Annotated in this window: 22 protein-coding genes and 2 tRNA genes; 14 read left to right on the forward strand and 10 right to left on the reverse strand. The window is 53.1% G+C overall.

Features of this window, described 5'->3' with window-relative positions; translation table 11 throughout:
• Positions 1 to 71: 71 nt before the first annotated feature.
• Entirely contained in the window at positions 72 to 1256 is a 1185-nt protein-coding gene (locus tag GVO84_RS08215; protein WP_159513853.1) for a NupC/NupG family nucleoside CNT transporter, read from the reverse strand.
• 251 nt (positions 1257 to 1507) lie between these two features.
• Here GVO84_RS08215 and efeU point away from each other — a divergent pair, with 251 nt between their 5' ends.
• From efeU to phoH, 4 genes are all read left to right on the forward strand, one after another.
• Positions 1508 to 2341 (forward strand): iron uptake transporter permease EfeU, encoded by an 834-nt coding sequence (gene efeU / locus GVO84_RS08220; protein ID WP_159513854.1) that lies wholly within the window; start codon positions 1508 to 1510, stop codon positions 2339 to 2341.
• 40 nt (positions 2342 to 2381) lie between these two features.
• The gene (efeO, locus tag GVO84_RS08225) at positions 2382 to 3509 is read left to right on the forward strand and encodes an iron uptake system protein EfeO (protein ID WP_159513855.1); all 1128 of its coding nucleotides are present in this window, start codon (positions 2382 to 2384) and stop codon (positions 3507 to 3509) included.
• A 5-nt stretch (positions 3510 to 3514) separates the two neighbouring features.
• Complete coding sequence (gene efeB, locus GVO84_RS08230; RefSeq protein ID WP_159513856.1) at positions 3515 to 4798, forward strand: iron uptake transporter deferrochelatase/peroxidase subunit; 1284 nt, start codon at positions 3515 to 3517, stop codon at positions 4796 to 4798.
• A 499-nt stretch (positions 4799 to 5297) separates the two neighbouring features.
• Entirely contained in the window at positions 5298 to 6086 is a 789-nt protein-coding gene (gene phoH / locus GVO84_RS08235) for a phosphate starvation-inducible protein PhoH (protein WP_008503509.1), read from the forward strand.
• Positions 6087 to 6427: 341 nt separating this feature from the next.
• Here the strand turns inward: phoH and GVO84_RS08240 are convergent.
• The 3 genes from GVO84_RS08240 to GVO84_RS08250 all read right to left on the reverse strand — a co-directional run bounded on the left by GVO84_RS08240 (position 6428) and on the right by GVO84_RS08250 (position 8221).
• Positions 6428 to 6515: transfer RNA gene (locus GVO84_RS08240), tRNA-Ser, on the reverse strand.
• 147 nt (positions 6516 to 6662) lie between these two features.
• Positions 6663 to 7340: an isochorismatase family protein gene (locus tag GVO84_RS08245; protein WP_032638688.1), complete on the reverse strand. Its 678-nt coding sequence runs from the start codon at positions 7338 to 7340 to the stop codon at positions 6663 to 6665.
• Positions 7341 to 7360: 20 nt separating this feature from the next.
• Positions 7361 to 8221 carry a pirin family protein gene (locus GVO84_RS08250; RefSeq protein WP_159513857.1) on the reverse strand — a complete coding sequence of 287 codons (861 nt, stop codon included), beginning with the start codon at positions 8219 to 8221 and terminating at the stop codon, positions 7361 to 7363.
• 109 nt (positions 8222 to 8330) lie between these two features.
• Here GVO84_RS08250 and GVO84_RS08255 point away from each other — a divergent pair, with 109 nt between their 5' ends.
• Complete coding sequence (locus tag GVO84_RS08255; RefSeq protein WP_121425856.1) at positions 8331 to 9236, forward strand: LysR family transcriptional regulator; 906 nt, start codon at positions 8331 to 8333, stop codon at positions 9234 to 9236.
• A 241-nt stretch (positions 9237 to 9477) separates the two neighbouring features.
• Here GVO84_RS08255 and GVO84_RS08260 read toward each other — a convergent pair.
• Positions 9478 to 9565: transfer RNA gene (locus GVO84_RS08260), tRNA-Ser, on the reverse strand.
• A 232-nt stretch (positions 9566 to 9797) separates the two neighbouring features.
• On the opposite strand from GVO84_RS08260, the gene ghrA reads away from it, so the two are divergent.
• The 4 genes from ghrA (at position 9798) to GVO84_RS08280 (ending at position 12712) form a co-directional block, all read left to right on the forward strand.
• Entirely contained in the window at positions 9798 to 10736 is a 939-nt protein-coding gene (gene ghrA, locus GVO84_RS08265) for a glyoxylate/hydroxypyruvate reductase GhrA (protein WP_159513858.1), read from the forward strand.
• An 84-nt stretch (positions 10737 to 10820) separates the two neighbouring features.
• Positions 10821 to 11558 carry a phosphatase gene (locus GVO84_RS08270; RefSeq protein WP_121425859.1) on the forward strand — a complete coding sequence of 246 codons (738 nt, stop codon included), beginning with the start codon at positions 10821 to 10823 and terminating at the stop codon, positions 11556 to 11558.
• A gap of 20 nt (positions 11559 to 11578) precedes the next feature.
• On the forward strand, positions 11579 to 12133 hold the full coding sequence (locus GVO84_RS08275; RefSeq protein WP_159513859.1) for a TorD/DmsD family molecular chaperone: 555 nt from the start codon (positions 11579 to 11581) through the stop codon (positions 12131 to 12133).
• 96 nt (positions 12134 to 12229) lie between these two features.
• A complete protein-coding gene (locus tag GVO84_RS08280; protein WP_159513860.1) occupies positions 12230 to 12712 on the forward strand; it encodes a DUF1097 domain-containing protein in 483 nt (160 codons plus the stop codon).
• Positions 12713 to 12755: 43 nt separating this feature from the next.
• On the opposite strand, the gene csgG is transcribed toward GVO84_RS08280, so the two are convergent.
• The 4 genes from csgG to csgD are packed head-to-tail and all read right to left on the reverse strand — an operon-like array spanning position 12756 to position 15097.
• A complete protein-coding gene (gene csgG, locus GVO84_RS08285; protein WP_121425862.1) occupies positions 12756 to 13589 on the reverse strand; it encodes a curli production assembly/transport protein CsgG in 834 nt (277 codons plus the stop codon).
• A 26-nt stretch (positions 13590 to 13615) separates the two neighbouring features.
• The gene (gene csgF / locus GVO84_RS08290; RefSeq protein WP_121425863.1) at positions 13616 to 14029 is read right to left on the reverse strand and encodes a curli production assembly/transport protein CsgF; all 414 of its coding nucleotides are present in this window, start codon (positions 14027 to 14029) and stop codon (positions 13616 to 13618) included.
• A gap of 23 nt (positions 14030 to 14052) precedes the next feature.
• Positions 14053 to 14442 carry a curli production assembly/transport protein CsgE gene (gene csgE, locus GVO84_RS08295; RefSeq protein ID WP_121425864.1) on the reverse strand — a complete coding sequence of 130 codons (390 nt, stop codon included), beginning with the start codon at positions 14440 to 14442 and terminating at the stop codon, positions 14053 to 14055.
• A gap of 4 nt (positions 14443 to 14446) precedes the next feature.
• On the reverse strand, positions 14447 to 15097 hold the full coding sequence (gene csgD / locus GVO84_RS08300) for a biofilm master transcriptional regulator CsgD (protein WP_090417387.1): 651 nt from the start codon (positions 15095 to 15097) through the stop codon (positions 14447 to 14449).
• A gap of 742 nt (positions 15098 to 15839) precedes the next feature.
• On the opposite strand from csgD, the gene csgB reads away from it, so the two are divergent.
• The 5 genes from csgB (at position 15840) to ymdB (ending at position 18317) form a co-directional block, all read left to right on the forward strand.
• A complete protein-coding gene (gene csgB / locus GVO84_RS08305) occupies positions 15840 to 16295 on the forward strand; it encodes a curli minor subunit CsgB (RefSeq protein ID WP_121425865.1) in 456 nt (151 codons plus the stop codon).
• Positions 16296 to 16336: 41 nt separating this feature from the next.
• Positions 16337 to 16789, forward strand: a complete 453-nt coding sequence (gene csgA, locus GVO84_RS08310) for a curli major subunit CsgA (RefSeq protein ID WP_121425866.1) — start codon at positions 16337 to 16339, stop codon at positions 16787 to 16789.
• A gap of 61 nt (positions 16790 to 16850) precedes the next feature.
• Entirely contained in the window at positions 16851 to 17183 is a 333-nt protein-coding gene (gene csgC, locus GVO84_RS08315) for a curli assembly chaperone CsgC (protein ID WP_032658052.1), read from the forward strand.
• Positions 17184 to 17347: 164 nt separating this feature from the next.
• A complete protein-coding gene (locus GVO84_RS08320) occupies positions 17348 to 17668 on the forward strand; it encodes a type 1 fimbrial protein (protein WP_121425867.1) in 321 nt (106 codons plus the stop codon).
• 106 nt (positions 17669 to 17774) lie between these two features.
• Entirely contained in the window at positions 17775 to 18317 is a 543-nt protein-coding gene (gene ymdB, locus GVO84_RS08325; protein WP_159513861.1) for an O-acetyl-ADP-ribose deacetylase, read from the forward strand.
• Between the two features lie 33 nt (positions 18318 to 18350).
• On the opposite strand, the gene mdoC is transcribed toward ymdB, so the two are convergent.
• A complete protein-coding gene (gene mdoC, locus GVO84_RS08330) occupies positions 18351 to 19490 on the reverse strand; it encodes a glucans biosynthesis protein MdoC (RefSeq protein ID WP_121425869.1) in 1140 nt (379 codons plus the stop codon).
• Between the last annotated feature and the right edge of the window lie 82 nt (positions 19491 to 19572).

Consider the following 19572-nt stretch of genomic DNA (forward strand, 5'->3'; position numbering starts at 1 on the left):
CGCCTTACCGGGCCTACAAAACCCGTAGGCCCGTGCAAGCGAAGCGCCGCCGGGCACAAACGGCACAAAACTTACAACACCAACCCCGCAAAGCTCGCCGACAGCAGGCTCACCAGCGTCGCGCCGTATACCAGACGCAGACCAAACCGCGATACTACGTTCCCCTGCTTCTCGTTCAGGCCCTTAATCGCCCCGGCCACAATGCCGATGGACGCGAAGTTCGCGAAGGACACCAGGAAGACGGACAAAATGCCCAGCCCGCGCGGGGACATCTGATGCGCGATTTTTTGCAGCTCAATCATCGCCACAAATTCATTCGCCACCAGCTTGGTCGCCATAATACTGCCCGCGTTCAGGGCATCACTCAGCGGAATACCGATAAGCCATGCCAGCGGATAAAACACATAGCCCAAAATCTGCTGGAAGCTCATGCCAAATACGCTGGAGAAGAGGGCGTTTACGGCGCTAATAAGGGCGATAAAGCCAATCAGCATGGCCAGAATAATCATCGCCACTTTAAAACCGGCCAGAATATACTCGCCGAGCATTTCGAAGAAGCTCTGCGATTCGTGCAGTTTTTCCAGCCTGATATCCGGCTCCGCTTCAGGACGCGCCGGGTTGACGACAGAGAGAATAATAAAGGTGCTGAACATGTTCAGAATCAGCGCCGCGACGACAAATTTGGCGTCGAGCATGGTCATATAGGCGCCGACAATCGACAGGGAGACCGTCGACATGGCCGTGGCCGCCATGGTGAAGAGACGACGAGAAGAGAGATCGCCCAGCACGCCCTTGTAGGCAATGAAGTTTTCCGACTGGCCGAGGATCAGCGAGCTCACCGCGTTAAAGGATTCCAGCTTGCCCATACCGTTCAGTTTTGACAGCAGCGTTCCGATGACCCGAATAAAAATCGGCAGGATCCGCCAGTGCTGAAGAATACCAATCAGCGCGGAAATAAAAATAATCGGGCAAAGCACGCCGAGGAAAATGAACGCCAGCCCTTTTTCTCCCATTCCGCCAAAGACGAAATTGGTGCCTTCGCCGGCAAATTTAAGCAGTGATTCAAAAAATCCCGAGACGTATTTAATCAGGAATAACCCACTTTCGGCGTGCAGGAAAAAGAACGCCAGCGCTATTTCAATGACAATCAGCTGTAAAACAAAACGAATGCGAATTTTTCGGCGGTCGAAACTCACCAGCCAGGCGAGCGCAAGAATAATCACCAGCGCCAGCAGGAAATGGACAATCTTAAACATGGTTTATTTTCAGTTGGTTTTTGAGGAGGATATTTAGCCACAGCGCTGGTTAACCGTAAATGGGCAATTTTATTATAACTTATAAACTTAACGGTAACGCTGGCAACTATTAACAGGCTTTGCGTTTACAACTCGTCATCAAAACACCACACATTTCGCTTGTGTTTCTTTTCGCCGTAATGATAATCACTATCACAAGAATTTACCTTTCTTTGCATCAGTTGACCGCGATAAACATTTAAGGTGTCGGCATGTTTGTTCCATTTCTCATTATGTTACGTGAAGGGCTCGAAGCTGCCCTCATCGTGAGCCTCATCGCCAGTTATCTGAAGCGAACCCAGCGCGGACGCTGGATTGGCGTCATGTGGGTCGGGGTATTCCTCGCCGCGGCGCTCTGCCTGGGCCTCGGTATCCTCATCAACGAAACCACCGGGGAGTTCCCGCAGAAAGAGCAGGAGCTGTTCGAAGGGATCGTCGCCGTGATTGCGGTGGTGATCCTTACCTGGATGGTGTTCTGGATGCGTAAAGTCTCACGCAACGTGAAGGTGCAGCTGGAGCAGGCGGTGGATAACGCGCTGCAAAAGGGCAACAACCACGGCTGGGCGCTCATTATGATGGTCTTTTTCGCCGTCGCGCGTGAAGGCCTGGAGTCTGTTTTCTTCCTGCTGGCGGCGTTTCAGCAGGACGTGGGTATCTGGCCGCCGGTTGGCGCGATGCTCGGGCTGGCAACCGCCGTTGTGCTGGGCTTTCTGCTCTACTGGGGCGGTATTCGCCTGAACCTGGGCGCGTTCTTCAAGTGGACCAGCCTGTTTATTCTGCTGGTGGCGGCAGGGCTGGCGGCGGGCGCAATCCGCGCCCTCCACGAGGCGGGCCTGTGGAACCACTTCCAGGACGTGGCGTTCGATCTCAGCAACGTTCTCTCCACCCATTCTCTGACCGGCACCCTGCTTGAAGGCATCTTCGGCTATCAGGAAACGCCGAGCGTCAGCGAAGTGGCGATGTACTTTATTTATCTGGTTCCGGCGCTGGTGCTTTTCGCAATGCCGCCGCGTACCGGCTCGCAGGCGTCGCGCGTTACGCCATAATTTTTGTTTTAGTTACAACATACTTTTAAAGGGAAGAGTCATGGCAATTCAGTTCCGTCGTAGTGCGTTATGCGCAGGCATTGCCGCGCTGTTCGCTTCCGCATTCTCCGCCTGGGGCGCGGATGTTCCTCAGGTTAAAGTCACCGTTAATGATAAGCAGTGTGAGCCGATGACCCTCACGGTGAATAGCGGCAAAACCCAGTTCATTATTCAGAACCACAGCCAGAAGGCGCTGGAATGGGAGATCCTGAAAGGGGTTCTGGTGGTCGAGGAGCGTGAAAATATCGCCCCTGGCTTCAGCCAGAAGATGACCGCCAACCTGCAGCCGGGCGAGTATGAGATGACCTGCGGTCTGCTGACCAACCCTAAAGGGAAGCTTATCGTCAAAGGTGAAGCGACGGCCGATGCGGCGAAAGGCGCTGCGGTGCTGAGTCTGGGTGACGCGATTACCGCGTATAAAGCCTACGTCACGAAAGAGACGGCGGACCTGGTGACGGCAACCAAAGCCTTTACCGATGCGGTGAAAGCGGGTGACATCGAAAAAGCGAAATCCCTCTATGCGCCAACCCGTCAGCACTACGAGCGTATCGAACCGATTGCCGAACTGTTCTCTGATCTTGATGGCAGCATTGATGCTCGCGAAGATGATTTCGAGCAGAAGGCCGCCGATCCGAAATTCACCGGTTTCCACCGTCTGGAGAAAGCCCTGTTTGGCGACAACTCCACCAAAGGGATGGAGAAATACGCCGAGCAGCTGAACGGCGACGTGCTGGAGCTGCAAAAGCGCATCAGCGAGCTGGCCTTCCCGCCGTCAAAAGTGGTGGGCGGCGCGGCTGGTCTGATTGAAGAAGTGGCCGCGAGTAAAATCAGCGGTGAAGAGGATCGCTACAGCCATACCGATCTGTGGGACTTCCAGGCCAACGTCGACGGCGCGCAGAAAATTGTTAACCTGCTGCGTCCTCAGCTGCAGAAAGAGAACGGCGAACTGCTGGCCAAGGTGGATGCCAACTTCAAAAAAGTCGACACCATTCTGGCGAAGTACCGGACTAAAGACGGGTTTGAAACCTACGACAAGCTGACCGATGCCGACCGTAACGCGCTGAAAGGCCCGATTACCGCCCTGGCGGAAGATCTCTCTCTGCTGCGTGGCGTACTGGGTCTGGACTAAGCACGATGAATAAGCATAGCGAGAACGACGTGGTTGAGCCTTCACGTCGTCGATTGTTAAAAGGGGTAGGGGCGCTGGGCGGCGCGCTTGCCCTGGCCGGTGGCTGTCCGGTAGCGCATGCGGCGAAACCGCAAAGCGCGCCCGGCACGCTGTCACCCAATGCCCGCATGGAGACGCAGCCATTTTATGGCGAGCATCAGTCGGGTATCCTGACGCCGCAGCAGGCGTCCATGATGCTGGTGGCCTTTGATTCGCTGGCCAGCGATAAAGCCGATCTGGCGCGCCTGTTCCGCCTGCTGACGACGCGCATCGCGTTTCTCACCGCGGGCGGACCGGCGCCCGATACGCCGAACCCGCGCCTGCCGCCAATGGACTCCGGCATCCTGGGGCCGTTTATCGCCCCGGATAACCTGACCATTACCGTTTCGCTCGGGGAGTCTCTGTTTGACGCGCGCTACGGGCTGGCAAAACAGAAGCCGAAAGCGCTGCAGAAAATGACGCGTTTCCCGAATGATTCCCTCGACGCGGCGCTGTGCCACGGCGACCTGCTCCTGCAAATTTGTGCCAATACCCAGGACACGGTGATCCACGCCCTGCGCGATATTATCAAGCACACGCCGGATCTGCTGAGCGTGCGCTGGAAGCGGGAAGGGTTTATCTCTGACCACGCCGCCCGCAGCAAAGGCAAAGAGACCCCGGTTAACCTGCTGGGCTTTAAGGACGGTACGGCCAACCCGGACAGCAGCGATGCGGCGTTGATGCAAGACGTGGTATGGGTGACGGCAGATCAGGGCGAACCGGCGTGGGCGGTGGGCGGCAGCTATCAGGCGGTGCGCATTATTCAGTTCCACGTGGAGTTCTGGGACCGCACGCCGCTGAAAGAGCAGCAGACGATCTTTGGTCGGGATAAGCAAAGCGGGGCACCGCTCGGCATGAAGAACGAGCACGACGTGCCTGACTACGCCAGCGATCCCAATGGCGATACCATCGCGCTGGACAGCCATATCCGTCTTGCTAACCCGCGCACCAAAGAGACGCAGTCCAGCCTGATGATGCGTCGGGGCTACAGCTATTCGCTGGGCGTGACCAACTCCGGCCAGCTTGATATGGGGCTGCTGTTCGTCTGCTATCAGCACGATCTGGAGAAAGGTTTCCTGACCGTGCAGAAGCGGCTCAACGGCGAAGCGCTGGAAGAGTACATTAAGCCTATCGGCGGCGGCTATTTCTTTGCCCTGCCGGGCGTGCGCGACAGCAACGCGTACCTCGCTCAAGGTCTTATTGAAGCCTGATAATTGTCCCCGCAACCGTTCGCGGGGACATTATTTTTTCATATGACTATCTTGTTGTTATATTTCTGTAATATTCATATATGAGACTGATTCCGCTGCAGGAGCAGTCTTAAAAGTTGCACTCAGGTAAAATAAATGTTGCATTTATGATAACTCCTGATGTACTTAAGATAAGACAGCGGTAGTTCCCGGCAGTGATGCTGAATCACTATGGAGATCGCGAATGGTTGCGTCCTGTACTGGACAAGGTAAACATAACAACCGCAGCACCCGGCGCGGAGGCTCAGACTCCGGCAGCGATTTCCTCACCACTAAATTCTCCCCCCTTCCTCAAGAATCTGATTCGACCGACGTGCAGAACGGTGCGCGTAGCTGTTCCGTATCGTCATCCGATAAAGCAAGCAATGGCTTACAAGGAAGCCAACCCTCTGATGTTCGTGCGCATAATCGTGCCGAAGCTGGCGCGTGTGATGAATACCAACAACTCAAGGTGCTATCCATGGGAAGACAAAAAGCAGTGATCAAAGCTCGTCGCGAAGCAAAACGTGTGCTGAGACGGGATTCACGTAGCCATAAACAGCGTGAAGAAGAATCGGTCACCTCGCTTGTGCAGATGAGTGGCGTAGAAGCAATTGGCATGGCCCGAGACAGCCGTGATAATTCTCCAATTGTGGCGCGCAATGAGGCTCAGGCGCACTACCTGAATGCTATCGAGAGTAAACAGCTCATCTTTGCAACCGGTGAAGCCGGATGCGGGAAAACCTGGATTAGTGCAGCCAAAGCGGCGGAAGCATTGATCCATAAGGACGTGGAGAGAATTATTGTTACCCGTCCGGTACTGCAGGCTGATGAAGATCTCGGCTTCTTGCCAGGAGATATTTCGGAGAAGTTTGCCCCGTACTTCAGGCCCGTCTATGACGTGCTGGTGAAGCGACTGGGTGCATCCTTTATGCAGTACTGCCTGCGGCCAGAGATTGGCAAGGTGGAAATCGCGCCGTTCGCCTATATGCGCGGACGTACATTTGAAAATGCGGTCGTCATTCTTGACGAGGCTCAGAACGTGACCGCTGCGCAAATGAAGATGTTTTTAACGCGCCTCGGGGAGAACGTGACGGTTATCGTTAACGGCGATATTACCCAGTGTGACCTGCCATCCGGCGTGAAATCCGGGCTGAGCGACGCCATGTCACGTTTTGAGGAAGATGAGATGATTGGGGTGGTACGCTTCACCAAAGATGACTGTGTGCGCTCCGCGCTCTGCCAGCGCACGCTGCAAGCGTATTATTGAGTTTGCTGTTGTGTTCAAGGCCCGGGAAACCGGGCTTTGTTTTTTGTGCGGGTATGATGTCGGGTGGCGCTGCGCTTACCCGACCTACAATACCCGTAGGCCTGGTAAGCGCAGCGCCACCAGGCAATGCAAAAAAAAGCCCGTACTTTCGTACGAGCTCTTCTTCAAATATGGCGGTGAGGGGGGGATTGACTCGCTGGGCAGCCTGTTCGCTTCGCTCTCAGTCTGTCCAACTGGCTGTCGCCAGTTGTCGAACCCCGGTCGGGGATTCTCATCCCCCCTGCAGGTGTGCAACATGCGAAAAAAAAGCCCGCATTTTCATGCGAGCTCTTCTTTAAATATGGCGGTGAGGGGGGGATTCGAACCCCCGATACGTTGCCGTATACACACTTTCCAGGCGTGCTCCTTCAGCCACTCGGACACCTCACCATATTGTTTTGCTGCCTGACCGCTTGGGGGGCAACGGGGCGCTACTATAGGGAGTTGCGCTGACACGGTCAAGCAGATTTTCAGCTTTAGTGCCTGTTCGGTTAAGCATTAATCAGCTCCACGGTTTTTACGCCGTGGAGCGGGTTATTAACGCTGTGAATCGAGCACTTCGCTGTTTTTAACCACTTCCTGTGCTTTGCCGTAGCTTTCGATCAACAGCTGATAAGCCGGGAAGATGTGGGTGTAAACCTCAGCCCACTCAGCCGCGTCCTCACGGTTCCAGGTTCGCTGGATCTCAGAGGCCACCGCCGCCGTATCCATCGGAACCACACCGGCCTGCACCACGCGCGCCAGGGTGATCTCCTGCGCCATCTTGCTATAGGTGCCGGAGGCATCAATCACCGCAAACACTTTATACCCGTCCGCCACCGCGCTGATTGACGGGAAGGCCATGCAGACGCTGGTGATCGTGCCCGCGATAATCAACGTCTTGCGTCCGGTCGCTTTCACCGCGGCCACGAACTCCGGGTTATCCCAGGCGTTGATCTCACCTTTACGGGCAACATATTGCGCATGCGGCGCGTTGGCGTGGATCTCCGGGATAAGCGGTCCGTTCGGTCCCTGTGGGACGGACGCGGTGGTGATCACCGGGATCTTCGCCAGGGTCGCGATTTTTGCCAGCGCTGCTGCACGGGCGCGCAGTTCCGGCATTGGCATATCTCCAACGGTCTGGAACAGGCCGCTCTGGTGATCGATAAGCAACATCACCGCATCGTTCACATCAATAACCGGACGGGTGCCGTTAAAATTCGCAGGTGTAGACATGTTCTTCTCCTTTATTACGTTCAGATCTGGCCGAAGCGGCCGGAGTTGAAATCACGAATGGCTTCGTTGATTTCGCTTTTACTGTTCATCACAAACGGGCCATAGCCCACGATGGGTTCATTCAGCGGCTCGCCGGCCATCAGCAGCACTTTTGCATCGCTGTTCGCCTCCAGGTGCAGTTTGTCGCCTTCCTGACTCAGTACGACCAGCTGGGCTTCACCTGCCTGCGTTGTACCGTTCACCGTGATGTTGCCTTCAAGCACGACCAGCGCGGTGCTCCAGCCTTCGGGCTGATTGAGCGTCAGATGGCTTCCCTGGTTCAGCGCGATGTCCCAGACGTTGAGCGGTGAGAAGGTGTGCGCAGGGCCGGTAACCTCGTCGTAGCGACCGGCAATCACCCGCAGGGTGCAGCTGTTATCCGGCAGCGTCACAACCGGGATGTCGCTTTTGGTGATGCTCTGGTAGCCCGGTGCCGCCATTTTGTCTTTCGCTGGCAGGTTGACCCACAGCTGCATCATTTTCAGCTCTCCACCTTTCTGCGAGAACGCACTTGAGTGGAACTCCTCGTGCAGGATGCCTGCACCTGCCGTCATCCACTGCACGTCGCCGGGGCCAATAACGCCGCCCTTGCCCGTGGAGTCGCGATGCTCTACTTCACCGGAATAGACGATGGTGACCGTTTCAAAACCCCGGTGAGGATGTTGGCCTACGCCGCGTTTCGCCCCATCTGCCGGAAAGGTGTACGGACCTGCGTAGTCCAGCAGCAGGAACGGACTCAGCGGCTCGCCGTGGGTTTGGTAAGAAAACATCGAACGAACCGGAAAACCATCGCCAACCCAGTGCTGACGCGGAGCGGTATAAACGCCTGTTACGTTTTTCATGATTAACTCCTGATGTTCTGTTGATGTAATTAGCTTATATTCAGAGTTAATGTCCCGGTAGATAGTGAAAATGGCATTCACTGTTCCGAAAATAGAACGATGAGGATTTATGCAAGATCTCAATGACTTCGTCTGGTTTGTGAAGGTGGTCGACTACGGTGGCTTTGCGGCGGCGGGAAGGGCGCTCGACCAACCTAAGTCCAAACTGAGCCGCAGGATCGCGCAGCTGGAGGATCGGCTTGGCGTACGGTTGATACAGCGCACTACGCGGCAGTTTACGGTGACGGAAGTGGGGCAGACTTTCTATCAGCACTGTAAAGCGATGATGGTGGAGGCCGAGGCCGCGGAGGAAGCCGTGGCGGCACTGCAGGCTGAACCGCGCGGTATCGTCAGGATCACGTGCCCGATAACCTTATTGCATGTCCACGTTGGTCCGATGCTGGCCAGATTTATGGCGCGCTACCCCGGCATCAATCTTCAGCTTGAGGCGACCAACCGGCGGGTAGACCTGGTGGGAGAGGGTGTAGATGTCGCGATCCGCGTACGCCCGCGTCCATTTGATGACAGCGATCTGGTTTTAAGAGTGCTGGCTGACAGAGGACATTGTCTGGTCGCGGGTCCGGCCTTGATTCAACGCCTGGGAAAACCGGTCGTCCCGTCTGAACTCAGCGCCTGGCCTGGGTTAAGCATGAACGAGGGGAAACATATTCATAAATGGGATCTGTCCGGTCCCGGAGGTGCTAAAGCGGAGATCCATTACCATCCTCGATTGATCACCACCGATATGCTGGCGCTTCGTGAAGCTGCCATGGCAGGTATCGGCGTGGTGCAGCTACCGATATTGATGGTGAAGGATCAGCTTGCGTCAGGGGAACTGATAAGGGTGCTGGACGCGTGGGAACCCCGACGGGAAGTGATTCACGCGGTTTACCCTTCGCGGCGCGGTCTGCTGCCGTCGGTCAGGACGCTGGTGGATTTTCTGACCGAAGAGTATGCGCGGATGGTGGAAGAGTAGCACTTCCCTCTCCCCTGGGGAGAGGGGCAGGGTGAGGGGCTCAGGCCGCACCGAGCTGCATATAGCACCGGGGGGGATTGACTCGCTTCGCTCGCCCTGCGGGCAGCCTGTTCGCTTCGCTCTCAGTCTGTCCAACTGGCTGTCGCCAGTTGTCGAACCCCGGTCGGGGATTCTCATCCCCCCGGGGTGTGCAACATGCGAAAAAAAAGCCCGCATTTTCATGCGAGCTCTTCTTTAAATATGGCGGTGAGGGGGGGATTCGAACCCCCGATACGTTGCCGTATACACACTTTCCAGGCGTGCTCCTTCAGCCACTCGGACACCTCACCATATTGTCATCCCGTTGTTGTCGGGACGGGCGCTAATGTAAGGAAAAGCCGAACTGCCGTCAACTCACTTTTTCAGTAATTTAGCGCGTTTAGACAAACTTCAAGCAACCTGACTCCTAAATGTGCACAAAGCGCCTCTTTTATCAGCAACACGGTTTCCTGATAAATTTGTTATGCTGGCAATCCATTTGAAAATGAAAACAAAACAGCGCAATAAAAGGCAGGAATGACCATGGATATTCTCTTCTATCACCCTACATTTGATACCGCTTACTGGATTGACGCACTTTCGGCGGCGCTGCCCGGCGCACGCGTTCGCGAGTGGAAGCGTGGCGATAATGAACATGCCGACTATGCGCTGGTCTGGCATCCCCCGGTCGAAATGCTCCAGGGCCGTAAGCTGAAAGCCGTTTTTGCCCTGGGAGCTGGGGTGGATTCCATTCTGAGCAAATTGAAGGCACACCCTGAAATGCTGCCGGAAGAGATCCCTCTGTTCCGCCTGGAAGATACCGGAATGGGCCAGCAAATGCAGGAGTATGCCGTGAGCCAGGTGCTGCACTGGTTCCGCCGCTTCGACGATTATCTGGCCTTTAAACAGCAGGCCCACTGGGAGCCGCTGCCGGATTATCGACATGAAGATTTTACAATCGGCATCCTCGGCGCGGGTGTGCTCGGCTCGAAGGTGGCAGAAGCGCTCGCCCCGTGGGGCTTCCCGCTGCGCTGCTGGAGCCGCAGCCGTAAGGATTATCCCGGCGTAGAGAGCTTTGCCGGAACGGATGAGCTTTCTGCGTTCCTGAAAGGCACACGCGTGCTTATTAACCTGCTGCCAAACACAGCGGAAACGGTAGGGATCATCAATGAAGCCCTGCTCAATCAGCTCGTCGACCAGAGCTACCTGATGAACCTGGCGCGCGGGGTCCATGTCGTGGAAGGCGATCTGCTGAAGGCGCTGGACAGCGGAAAGCTAAAAGGCGCCATGCTGGATGTCTATAGCCGTGAGCCGCTGCCCGCGGAAAGCCCGCTGTGGGCGCACCCGCGCGTGGCGATGACTCCGCACGTGGCTGCCGTGACGCGTCCGGCAGAAGCGGTGGCGTATATCTCCCATACCATCAGCGAATTGGAAAAGGGTCACGCGGTCACCGGACAGGTCGACAGACAGCGCGGCTACTGAGAGAAACCCGGCGTTCGCCGGGTTTTTGCTAATATTCGCCGCTGATAACTGCTATCCTTTGGAAAAACCGCAGAGGAGAAAGAGATGTATCCCGTTGACCTGCATATGCACACCGTCGCCAGCACCCACGCGTACAGCAACCTCCATGATTATATCGCCCAGGCGAAGCTTAAAGGTATTAAGCTGTTCGCGATCACCGATCATGGCCCGGACATGGCGGATGCGCCGCACTACTGGCATTTTGTGAATATGCGGATCTGGCCACGTCTGGTGGACGGCATTGGGATACTGCGCGGCATTGAGGCGAACATCAAAAATATCGACGGTGAGATCGACTGCACCGGCCCGATGCTGACCTCACTTGATCTTATTCTCGCCGGTTTCCATGAGCCGGTTTTCCCGCCTCAGGATAAAGACACCAATACCGCGGCGATGATTGCCACCATTGCCAGCGGCAATGTGCACATTATCAGCCACCCCGGTAACCCGAAGTACCCGATTGATATTCAGGCTGTCGCGCAGGCGGCAGCGAAGCACCGCGTGGCGCTAGAGATTAATAACTCCTCCTTTGTTCACTCGCGTAAAGGCAGTGAAGCCAACTGTCGCGCCGTGGCGGCCGCCGTACGTGATGCGGGCGGGATGGTGGCGCTGGGGTCCGATTCTCATACCGCGTTTACGCTGGGTGATTTCAGCGAGTGCCTGAAAGTGCTGAATGATGTTAACTTCCCGGAAGCGCAAATCCTGAACGTGACCCCACGCCGCATGCTCGATTTCCTCGAGTCGCGCGGAATGGAGCCGATTGCCGAATTTGCCGATCTTTAATTGTGTAATGGAATAAAAAAATGAATGAGTTCTCCATCCTTTGTCGCGTGCTGGGTACGCTCTATTATCGCCAGCCGCAAGATCCGCTGCTGGTGCCGCTCTTTACGTTAATTCGTGAAGGTAAGCTGGCGCAGAACTGGCCGCTGGAACAGGATGATTTACTGGAGCGTCTGCAAAAAAGCTGCGACATGCAGCAGATTGCGACGGACTACAATGCGCTGTTCGTCGGCGATGAGTGCCGCGTTTCGCCATACCGTTCAGCATGGCAGGACGGGGCAACGGAAGCGGAAGTCCGTGCGTTCCTCTCCACGCGCGGTATGCCGCTGAGCGATACGTCAGCCGATCATATCGGTACGCTGCTGCTGGCGGCGTCCTGGATCGAAGACAACGCCGGTGATGATGAGAACGAAGCTATCGAAACCCTGTTCGAAACGTACCTGCTGCCGTGGGTCGGGACATTCCTGGGTAAAGTTGAAGCGCATGCCACCTCGCCATTCTGGAGAACGCTGGCGCCGCTGACCCGCGATGCTATCGCGGCAATGTGGGATGAGCTGGAAGAAGAGAACGAAGAGTGACTTGGGTCACATAAACTCTGCAACTCAACATTCCAACTTGCACGTAATGTGCTGCCGATCGCATTTCTATGGTGCGCTTCTGCTAAGATGCGCGCCATGAACATATTACTTTGTATCGCAATTACGACAGGTGTTCTCTCCGGGCTCTGGGGATGGGTAGCCGTGTCTCTCGGATTGCTCAGCTGGGCCGGGTTCCTCGGCTGTACCGCCTATTTCGCTTGTCCGCAGGGGGGCGTCAGAGGGCTCTTTATCTCTGGCTGCACGCTGATGAGCGGTGTCATCTGGGCGCTGGTGATCATGAAAGGCAGCGCGCTGGCGCCGCATCTGGAAATCCTGGGATACATCATGACGGGCGTTGTCGCCTTCCTGATGTGCATCCAGGCTAAGCATCTCCTGCTTTCATTTGTGCCGGGAACCTTTATGGGGGCGTGCGCGACCTTTGCAGGGCAGGGTAACTGGAAGCTGGTGGTCCCCTCGCTGGCGCTGGGGCTGCTGTTTGGCTATGCCATGAAAAACAGCGGTCTTTGGCTGGCGTCGAAGAGGGAAAAAGCGCAAAACATCACTGCGGTGAGTGAATAAAAAAAGGCGAGATAATCATCTCGCCTTTTTTATGCGCTTCCTGTCAGGATTCCGGAGGGACTGACATATCGCGGTATTTCACCAGTATCGGGTTCTGCACGTCTGCTTTGTTTTGCAGATCCCACAGCCCGCGGTCTATTCCGTCGTTAATTAAGTAAATCACGCCGGTTTCAATGGCTGACATCAGACACATCATGACCGGCTCGTTAGAGGTGTAGCCGATTTCACCTTCCAGCAAACGCTGGTAATCGATGAAGCGGAATACCCCAGCCTGAACTTCATAAGACAGAATGGTTTTGCTGGTGTTCACCGAAGAGAGCACTTCGCCTGTACTGACGTTAACCACACGCAGGTTAACGGCGATTTGGTCGAGCTGGTACTGGGTATCCGCACCGATACCGAAGTAACGTGCTCCCGCACCACCCGATTTAACGTTACTTTCGTAGCCGATAATCGATCCTTCAATCATCACGTTCGCTGCCGCCAGAGATTGCAGAGGCATGCGGTTATTGTCCGCGACGGTGCCATTTTCCTGAGCGGCACGAATGATTTTGCGTTCATTCAACAGGTTCTGAAGACCCTGACGTTCCAGCGGAATAAACCAATGCGAATCCTTGAGCGCGGTAACCAGCATGGCGGTGGCGCTTTGCGGCACGGCCGTGGAGAAGTTACTTGCCGGGTAAGGTTTGAACTGCCCGGTTTCATCCTGAATGTTGTATACGGAGACAAATATTTTCCCCGTTGGAGCAGGTAAATGCGTTAAATCACGGTAACTCTGGGCCCGAGGCATTAATGTAGGTTTTGCAGCTTCTTTAGGTGGAGCAGTTAAACAACCGCTCAATAAGCACACTGCAACAAATATCAGGAAGCGCTGCATGATCGTTGTCCTTATTTAGCTATTGTTTAAAAGTCAGTTGAATTACTTTGTAGACCGGAAACCTGAATGGTGGAGAGTCTTCCGGTTTTACGATCGGTTACGTTCAACTGAAGCTGTCCGTCCGTGTTGGCGATATCAACGATAAAGTCGTTGGTCACCATCCGCCCGGGTTTACCGGTATTAATGTTGGTCAATAACCCACCTAAAATCTGCGACTGGATGGCCTGAGTGAAGTTGTCCAGTGCGGACGGGGTATCAATGCTAAAATCCTTTAAGCTTGGGTCCTTATAGGAGTTTTGCGCCTGAGCTTCATTCAGCAGGAACGCGCCGTTGTTAGGGTTACCGCCAAAGTTAGGGTTACGGAACTGAAACGTCATGTTTCCGGCCCAGCTGATGGGTGTTATCAGCATTATTGAAACAACTGCATATGCAATACGCATGACAGCCTCCGCATATCGGTTCGCTAGAACTCGTCTTTTGCTAAATCGCTGGTGCTTAATAGGGCTTTATCTATTTGCAGGCGATTAATAGCGTCTTCTGATTGTTCCAGTGCTAAGACGACGTTTTTATCGAAGTCTATTTTGGTCGGGAATAAAAACGTTTGATAAATAACGTTCTGATTAGCCGTTATTGTTATCCAACTTCCCCATCGTGCACTGGGCCGCTCGTTGATTGTTATATTACCCGTGTAGGTACTGTCCCATTTGTCACTGAAGGCACGGTAAAAACTGTGCCCGACCGATGAGACAGTGTGGTCTGTTAACAATCCGGGAACTTCGACCTCGACGGCCTTCAGATTCCCAGCAGCGAGCAAGAAACCCGCTGCGGCGATCCAACTCAACGTGCGCTTCATGTGATTAACGCCTGAGGTTATCGTTTGCCCACGAAACCGCCTGAGTTCGGTTTTTCACAGCTATCTTCTTGAAAAGATTATAAAGGTGCGTCTTTACCGTATTTTCGCTGATAAATAACGAACGGGCGATTTCAATATTTGAAGCACCAATGCGTAACTTATTCAGGATCTCTTTCTCACGGTGCGTGAGCAGTGCTGACTCTGTGCTGTTATAGCGATAATTTCCGGAGTGCGTGATGAGATAGCTGGCAAGCTTTTGCGAAAAATAACACTCTCCGCGCAATATACCCTGCAGCCCCTCTACCACCCGGTCTTCTTCTTCTGTGACGTAGAACACGCCATTGATATGCGGCCAGCTTTCAATATCTCTGAAAGGATATTCATCAGGCGTATTCAACAATAGCACGCGGATATTATTGTTTTTCCTGCTTAAAATATCCTGCCAGTAATGGATAAGCTTTTTATCAGCTTCCATCATATCGAAAAGAATGATGCTGCCAGGTGCAATATCATCAAAAGAACGTTGAATATTATGCAATTTCCCGTTCAGTGATAAAGATTGCTTTAAATGTTGTAATAACGCTGTCGCTTGCAAAGAAGGTTTTGTGATCAACAGTAATGTATGACCATGTAAACTATGGACTTCATTATACATGATGAAACCCCACTTTTTTTTGGCACCTGGCAGCTGTCCTCCTGTTTAAAAGAGGACACCAGAAGTACTGACAGATGTTGCACTGCTGTGTGTAGAATCAGACCATAACCTCCACAGGGAGGTAAATATAAAACCAATTTCGTACATCTAATTTCAATCTAGCTTTTACGAAGTTTAAAGCAAGTGTTAAACATGTAACAGGATGTAAAAATCAATATTAATTTGTGAAATTAGGTTGTTTGGAATGGCAATAATTGATGAGAAAGTTGTACACCTAAATAGAGGTGCACAGATTTTAAAAATCATACAAATATTTTTAATGAATTGATTTTTAATGTTATTTGTTATTTTCATGAGGCGATAATTAAGTATGAGTTTCAGATAATTTCTAAGCCCACGAATGAGCGACTGTCTGGCTTAAGAAAAGAGGCTCCGTGTCACGCGATGAGAAAAATGTTCTCCTGCCGTTACGTTTAAACAACCCGGGACGAAGCGTAGACAGCCTTCGTCTCGTTGTACAACCTTTCGCAAAGCACCTTTAATAAAAAATATAAGCTGGCCTGATTACAGTGATTTTTGAGGTAAATTACGACTTTGTGGTGATCCGATAAATAAAAATAAGCCGCGCGGGTGAGATATTTAAAATGTTTCAGCGGACATACTCTTCACCGTAACGACGCGTTAACACAATACGAGTCGTTTAAACATGGAGTGATTAAATAGCCAGGTCCAGGGTGACAACATGAAAAACGCATCGTTAATTATGATGTTTACATTACTGGGTGCGCCTGGATTTGTAGCCGCAGCGAATTCAGATTTGGCAAATTCTGAATATAACTTTGCGGTTAACGAATTAAGTCTTTCATCACTAAATCAGGCAGCCATTATTGGTCAACAGGGCGTTTTCAATAACGCTGAGGTTCGCCAGGACGGTTCAAGACTCTTATCCATTGTTTCACAGGATGGGGTGGGGAACAGAGCGAGAGTTGATCAATCAGGGAGTTACAATATAGCCTGGATCGATCAGAGCGGTAACGCGAATGATGCAGGTATTACGCAAGATGGATACGGTAATAGCGCGAAAATTATCCAGAAAGGGTCGGGTAATAGAGCAAATATTACGCAGTACGGTACGCAGAAAACCGCAGTTGTAGTGCAGAAACAGTCGCAAATGGCTATTAACGTTATTCAACATTAGCGCTTTCGCGACGACTTAAATCAATCCGATGGGGGTTTACCATGAAATTTATCAAAGTGGCAGCACTTGCAGCAATCGTAGTTTCTGGTAGTGCTATGGCGGGTTCTATTAATCAGGGCGGTTGGGGTCATGGACATGGTCACGGTGGATACAGTGGCCCAAATTCTACCCTGAATATTTATCAGGACGGTGGCGGTAACTCCGCGGTTGCTCTGCAGACAGACGCCAGAAATTCCGTGCTGAATATTACCCAGAAAGGTGGCGGTAACGGTGCTGACGTTGGTCAGGGTTCTGATGACAGTAAAATCAACCTGACCCAGAAAGGATTTGGTAACAGTGCGACACTTGATCAGTGGAACAGCAAAAAATCCGTCATGAATGTTAGCCAGTCCGGCGGCTTTAACGGTGCCCTCGTAGACCAGACTGCGTCCAATTCAACTGTTAACGTTACCCAGATCGGTTTTGGTAACCACGCGACAGCTCATCAGTACTGATACTGAAATCTGTGCTACAAAAAAACAGGGCATCAGCCCTGTTTTTTTTCGGGAGTTCATCATGAATACCTTAATTCTCCTCGCCGCGCTTTCCAGCCAGATAACCTTCAAAACGTCACAGCAGGAAAATATGACCACCATTATTCCGCAGGTCACTCTGGCGCAATCGTGTGATTGTCAGGTTCAGATTGTTTCTCTGCGAGAAGGGCAGGGGGGGCAAAGTTCTTCCCGACAGCAAAACACACTTTTTATACCCGCTAATCAGACGATTGATTTAATGCGCCTGAGTTTAAATATTAGCGCGGGAGACACGGTAAAAATCGTTGTCACCGTTTCAGACGGTAAATCGCTGCATTTATCACAACAGTGGTCGCCAGCGGAACGCTCGCTCTAAACATTCATGAAATCAATAGGTTGAGAATGTGGCGGGTCTGTGCCGTTGAGCTATGCTGATATCAGGGACCAGGTCGTTATGTTCCGTAACGTGAAACTTCGTTTGCCGTAATAAATGAAGCGCGTTTACCCCTCATGGACGATTTTCATTGAGGAGTACCTATAATGAACAACTATTTTGCTCGACTCGCGGCAGGTCTGGGTCTGGTCGTTTCTGCTTTGAGTATCCCGGCCTATTCGGCCACGGTTGTTGACGGTGGTGTCATTCATTTCCGCGGTGCCATTGTCGCAGACCCCTGTGAAGTCACTCCCCAGAAGCAACAGTTTGCAATGTCATGTCCAAACAATAACCGTATGCAAACGCGTATGGTCAGCTATGAAGAGGCGCTTAACGGGAAAGTGAGCGACTCAAGCCTGGCGACGCTCAATATGAAATACCTTAATCCTGAAAAAACGCTCGCGGTTGTCGAAATCCAGTATCGCTAGTGCGCACTCTTCCGCCCTGCGGTGGAAGAGGATTTTTTCTGATAGTTTTTTCTCCCGGTCTCCTCTGCGATACACTTAAGAAAATGGCGGGTTGCAGAGGGGCTTTATGAAACCGCAAATTGAGATTATTCATGGCGATATTACGACTATGCACGTCGACGTTATCGTCAATGCGGCCAATCCATCCCTGATGGGAGGAGGGGGCGTGGACGGGGCTATCCATAGGGCTGCCGGACCGCAGCTGCTGGAAGCCTGTAAAACCGTGCGGCAACAGCAGGGCGAGTGTCCTCCCGGTCACGCGGTGATTACGCTTGCGGGCAATCTGCCTGCCAGAGCGGTTATTCATGCCGTAGGGCCCGTCTGGCATGGCGGGGACCAGCACGAAGCGAGTATTCTCGAAGAGGCTTACCGGAACTGTCTGCGACTGGCCGCCGACAACGGTTATAAAACGATTGCGTTCCCGGCCATCAGCACCGGCGTGTATGGTTATCCTAAGGCCGCCGCCGCAACAATCGCCGTCGAAACCGTTTACCGCTACCTGTCTTTAAAACCGCTGCCGGAGAAGGTGATTTTTGTCTGTTTTGACGAGGACACTACGCATCTTTATCAGCGGCTTCTGACTCAGCGCAGACAAGAGCTGGAAAGCTGAAGCAAACGCGGCGCATCGAGTGCGCCGCGTGGTTTATGAGGCTTTCGCCGGTGGTTTTCCTGAAAAGAGGAAACGCAGGAGCGGGATCCGCAGATGGATCTCGTAGAGAACGATCGCTACCCCCACCACAAACACCAGCCCGGTAAAGAAGCCCAGAGTGTTGGAGGCGATGTGCGGTGTGATGTAAGCCCCGAAGAAAAGCGTCAACGGATGATGCACCAGATAAATAAACAGCGAAGCATTAACGAAGTAGGTCACGCGGCTGGACTTAAAGTTCAGCAAACGGTGGCCGAGCGCGAACACCACGTTCACCATCCACAGGCCCAGCAGCATAGTGATCACGCTTTCCGTTTCATACATCCAGGCGTCGCCGCTGCCGTAGCGCTGATTCAGCAGATAGGCCGCGAACGCGAGGGTGGCTCCCAGCGCGCACCACGGTGACGGGGTGACAAACAGCGATTTAAGTTTCGGATGAATAAAGGCCAGCGCGCCTATTAAAAAGAACGGAATGTAGAACAGGGACTGCATCACCACAAAATTAAATAACCCGTCGCTCAAAATCGGCGGGTAGACGATAAGCAGGGTCCGTCGCACGGCGGCATAGGCAATCCCCAACAGCAAGAAGAGCACTGACAGTTTGCCCATCGTAACGTTGGCGAAAAAGGTGTCGGCTTTCGTACTCAGATGGCGGCGCAGGCGGCTGAAAATCAACAGACTCACCGTCGTGAGCACCACCAGGACCAGCAAGAACCACAGGTGAGATACCAGCTCCCAGACCAGCGTATTGTACTTTTCATACAGCGTCAGATTCGGCCAGTTCTCCGCCTTGCCCTTCACGTACTGCAACATAATGAACTGAGGCAGCGTCAGCAGCGGAATTGCGGTCAGCATGGGGATCCCCACGCGCTCTACGCGCACTTTCCACCAGCGCTTGAGCGGGTATCGCAGAAACAGCATGTAAGAGAAATAGCCGGATATGACGAAAAACACCTGCATACGGAAGGCGTGAATAAAGTCATTAAACAGCGTCAGCCACCAGGAGGGCATCTGGCTATTCACGTGCCAGGTGTGGCTGGAGTAAATCAGTGAAATGTGAAAGGGGATCCCCAATAGCATCAGCCATGCCCGGATCGAGTCGAGGAAATATTCCCGTTGTATTGGTGTTGTGCTCATATAACGTTGTGCATTCTCAGACTTTTCGCCTTATCCCTAAGACTCATAATGGTTACATTCGAAGCCAACCCTACACCAAGAC

The organism is Enterobacter sp. SM3 (genome assembly GCF_009811935.2).
GTDB lineage: Bacteria > Pseudomonadota > Gammaproteobacteria > Enterobacterales > Enterobacteriaceae > Enterobacter > Enterobacter asburiae_D.

What these genes read in the sequence shown, in the direction of transcription:
- csgB (WP_121425865.1), top strand. Translation starts at nt 15,840, where the DNA reads ATGAAAAACGCATCGTTAATTATGATGTTTACATTACTGGGTGCGCCT.
- ymdB (WP_159513861.1), top strand. Translation starts at nt 17,775, where the DNA reads ATGAAACCGCAAATTGAGATTATTCATGGCGATATTACGACTATGCAC.
- efeU (WP_159513854.1), top strand. Translation starts at nt 1,508, where the DNA reads ATGTTTGTTCCATTTCTCATTATGTTACGTGAAGGGCTCGAAGCTGCC.
- GVO84_RS08280 (WP_159513860.1), top strand. Translation starts at nt 12,230, where the DNA reads ATGAACATATTACTTTGTATCGCAATTACGACAGGTGTTCTCTCCGGG.
- mdoC (WP_121425869.1), bottom strand. Translation starts at nt 19,490, where the DNA reads ATGAGCACAACACCAATACAACGGGAATATTTCCTCGACTCGATCCGG.
- phoH (WP_008503509.1), top strand. Translation starts at nt 5,298, where the DNA reads ATGGGAAGACAAAAAGCAGTGATCAAAGCTCGTCGCGAAGCAAAACGT.
- GVO84_RS08255 (WP_121425856.1), top strand. Translation starts at nt 8,331, where the DNA reads ATGCAAGATCTCAATGACTTCGTCTGGTTTGTGAAGGTGGTCGACTAC.
- csgC (WP_032658052.1), top strand. Translation starts at nt 16,851, where the DNA reads ATGAATACCTTAATTCTCCTCGCCGCGCTTTCCAGCCAGATAACCTTC.
- GVO84_RS08320 (WP_121425867.1), top strand. Translation starts at nt 17,348, where the DNA reads ATGAACAACTATTTTGCTCGACTCGCGGCAGGTCTGGGTCTGGTCGTT.
- GVO84_RS08245 (WP_032638688.1), bottom strand. Translation starts at nt 7,340, where the DNA reads ATGTCTACACCTGCGAATTTTAACGGCACCCGTCCGGTTATTGATGTG.
- csgE (WP_121425864.1), bottom strand. Translation starts at nt 14,442, where the DNA reads ATGAAGCGCACGTTGAGTTGGATCGCCGCAGCGGGTTTCTTGCTCGCT.
- csgG (WP_121425862.1), bottom strand. Translation starts at nt 13,589, where the DNA reads ATGCAGCGCTTCCTGATATTTGTTGCAGTGTGCTTATTGAGCGGTTGT.
- csgA (WP_121425866.1), top strand. Translation starts at nt 16,337, where the DNA reads ATGAAATTTATCAAAGTGGCAGCACTTGCAGCAATCGTAGTTTCTGGT.
- efeB (WP_159513856.1), top strand. Translation starts at nt 3,515, where the DNA reads ATGAATAAGCATAGCGAGAACGACGTGGTTGAGCCTTCACGTCGTCGA.
- csgF (WP_121425863.1), bottom strand. Translation starts at nt 14,029, where the DNA reads ATGCGTATTGCATATGCAGTTGTTTCAATAATGCTGATAACACCCATC.
- ghrA (WP_159513858.1), top strand. Translation starts at nt 9,798, where the DNA reads ATGGATATTCTCTTCTATCACCCTACATTTGATACCGCTTACTGGATT.
- GVO84_RS08275 (WP_159513859.1), top strand. Translation starts at nt 11,579, where the DNA reads ATGAATGAGTTCTCCATCCTTTGTCGCGTGCTGGGTACGCTCTATTAT.
- csgD (WP_090417387.1), bottom strand. Translation starts at nt 15,097, where the DNA reads ATGTATAATGAAGTCCATAGTTTACATGGTCATACATTACTGTTGATC.
- GVO84_RS08270 (WP_121425859.1), top strand. Translation starts at nt 10,821, where the DNA reads ATGTATCCCGTTGACCTGCATATGCACACCGTCGCCAGCACCCACGCG.
- GVO84_RS08250 (WP_159513857.1), bottom strand. Translation starts at nt 8,221, where the DNA reads ATGAAAAACGTAACAGGCGTTTATACCGCTCCGCGTCAGCACTGGGTT.
- GVO84_RS08215 (WP_159513853.1), bottom strand. Translation starts at nt 1,256, where the DNA reads ATGTTTAAGATTGTCCATTTCCTGCTGGCGCTGGTGATTATTCTTGCG.
- efeO (WP_159513855.1), top strand. Translation starts at nt 2,382, where the DNA reads ATGGCAATTCAGTTCCGTCGTAGTGCGTTATGCGCAGGCATTGCCGCG.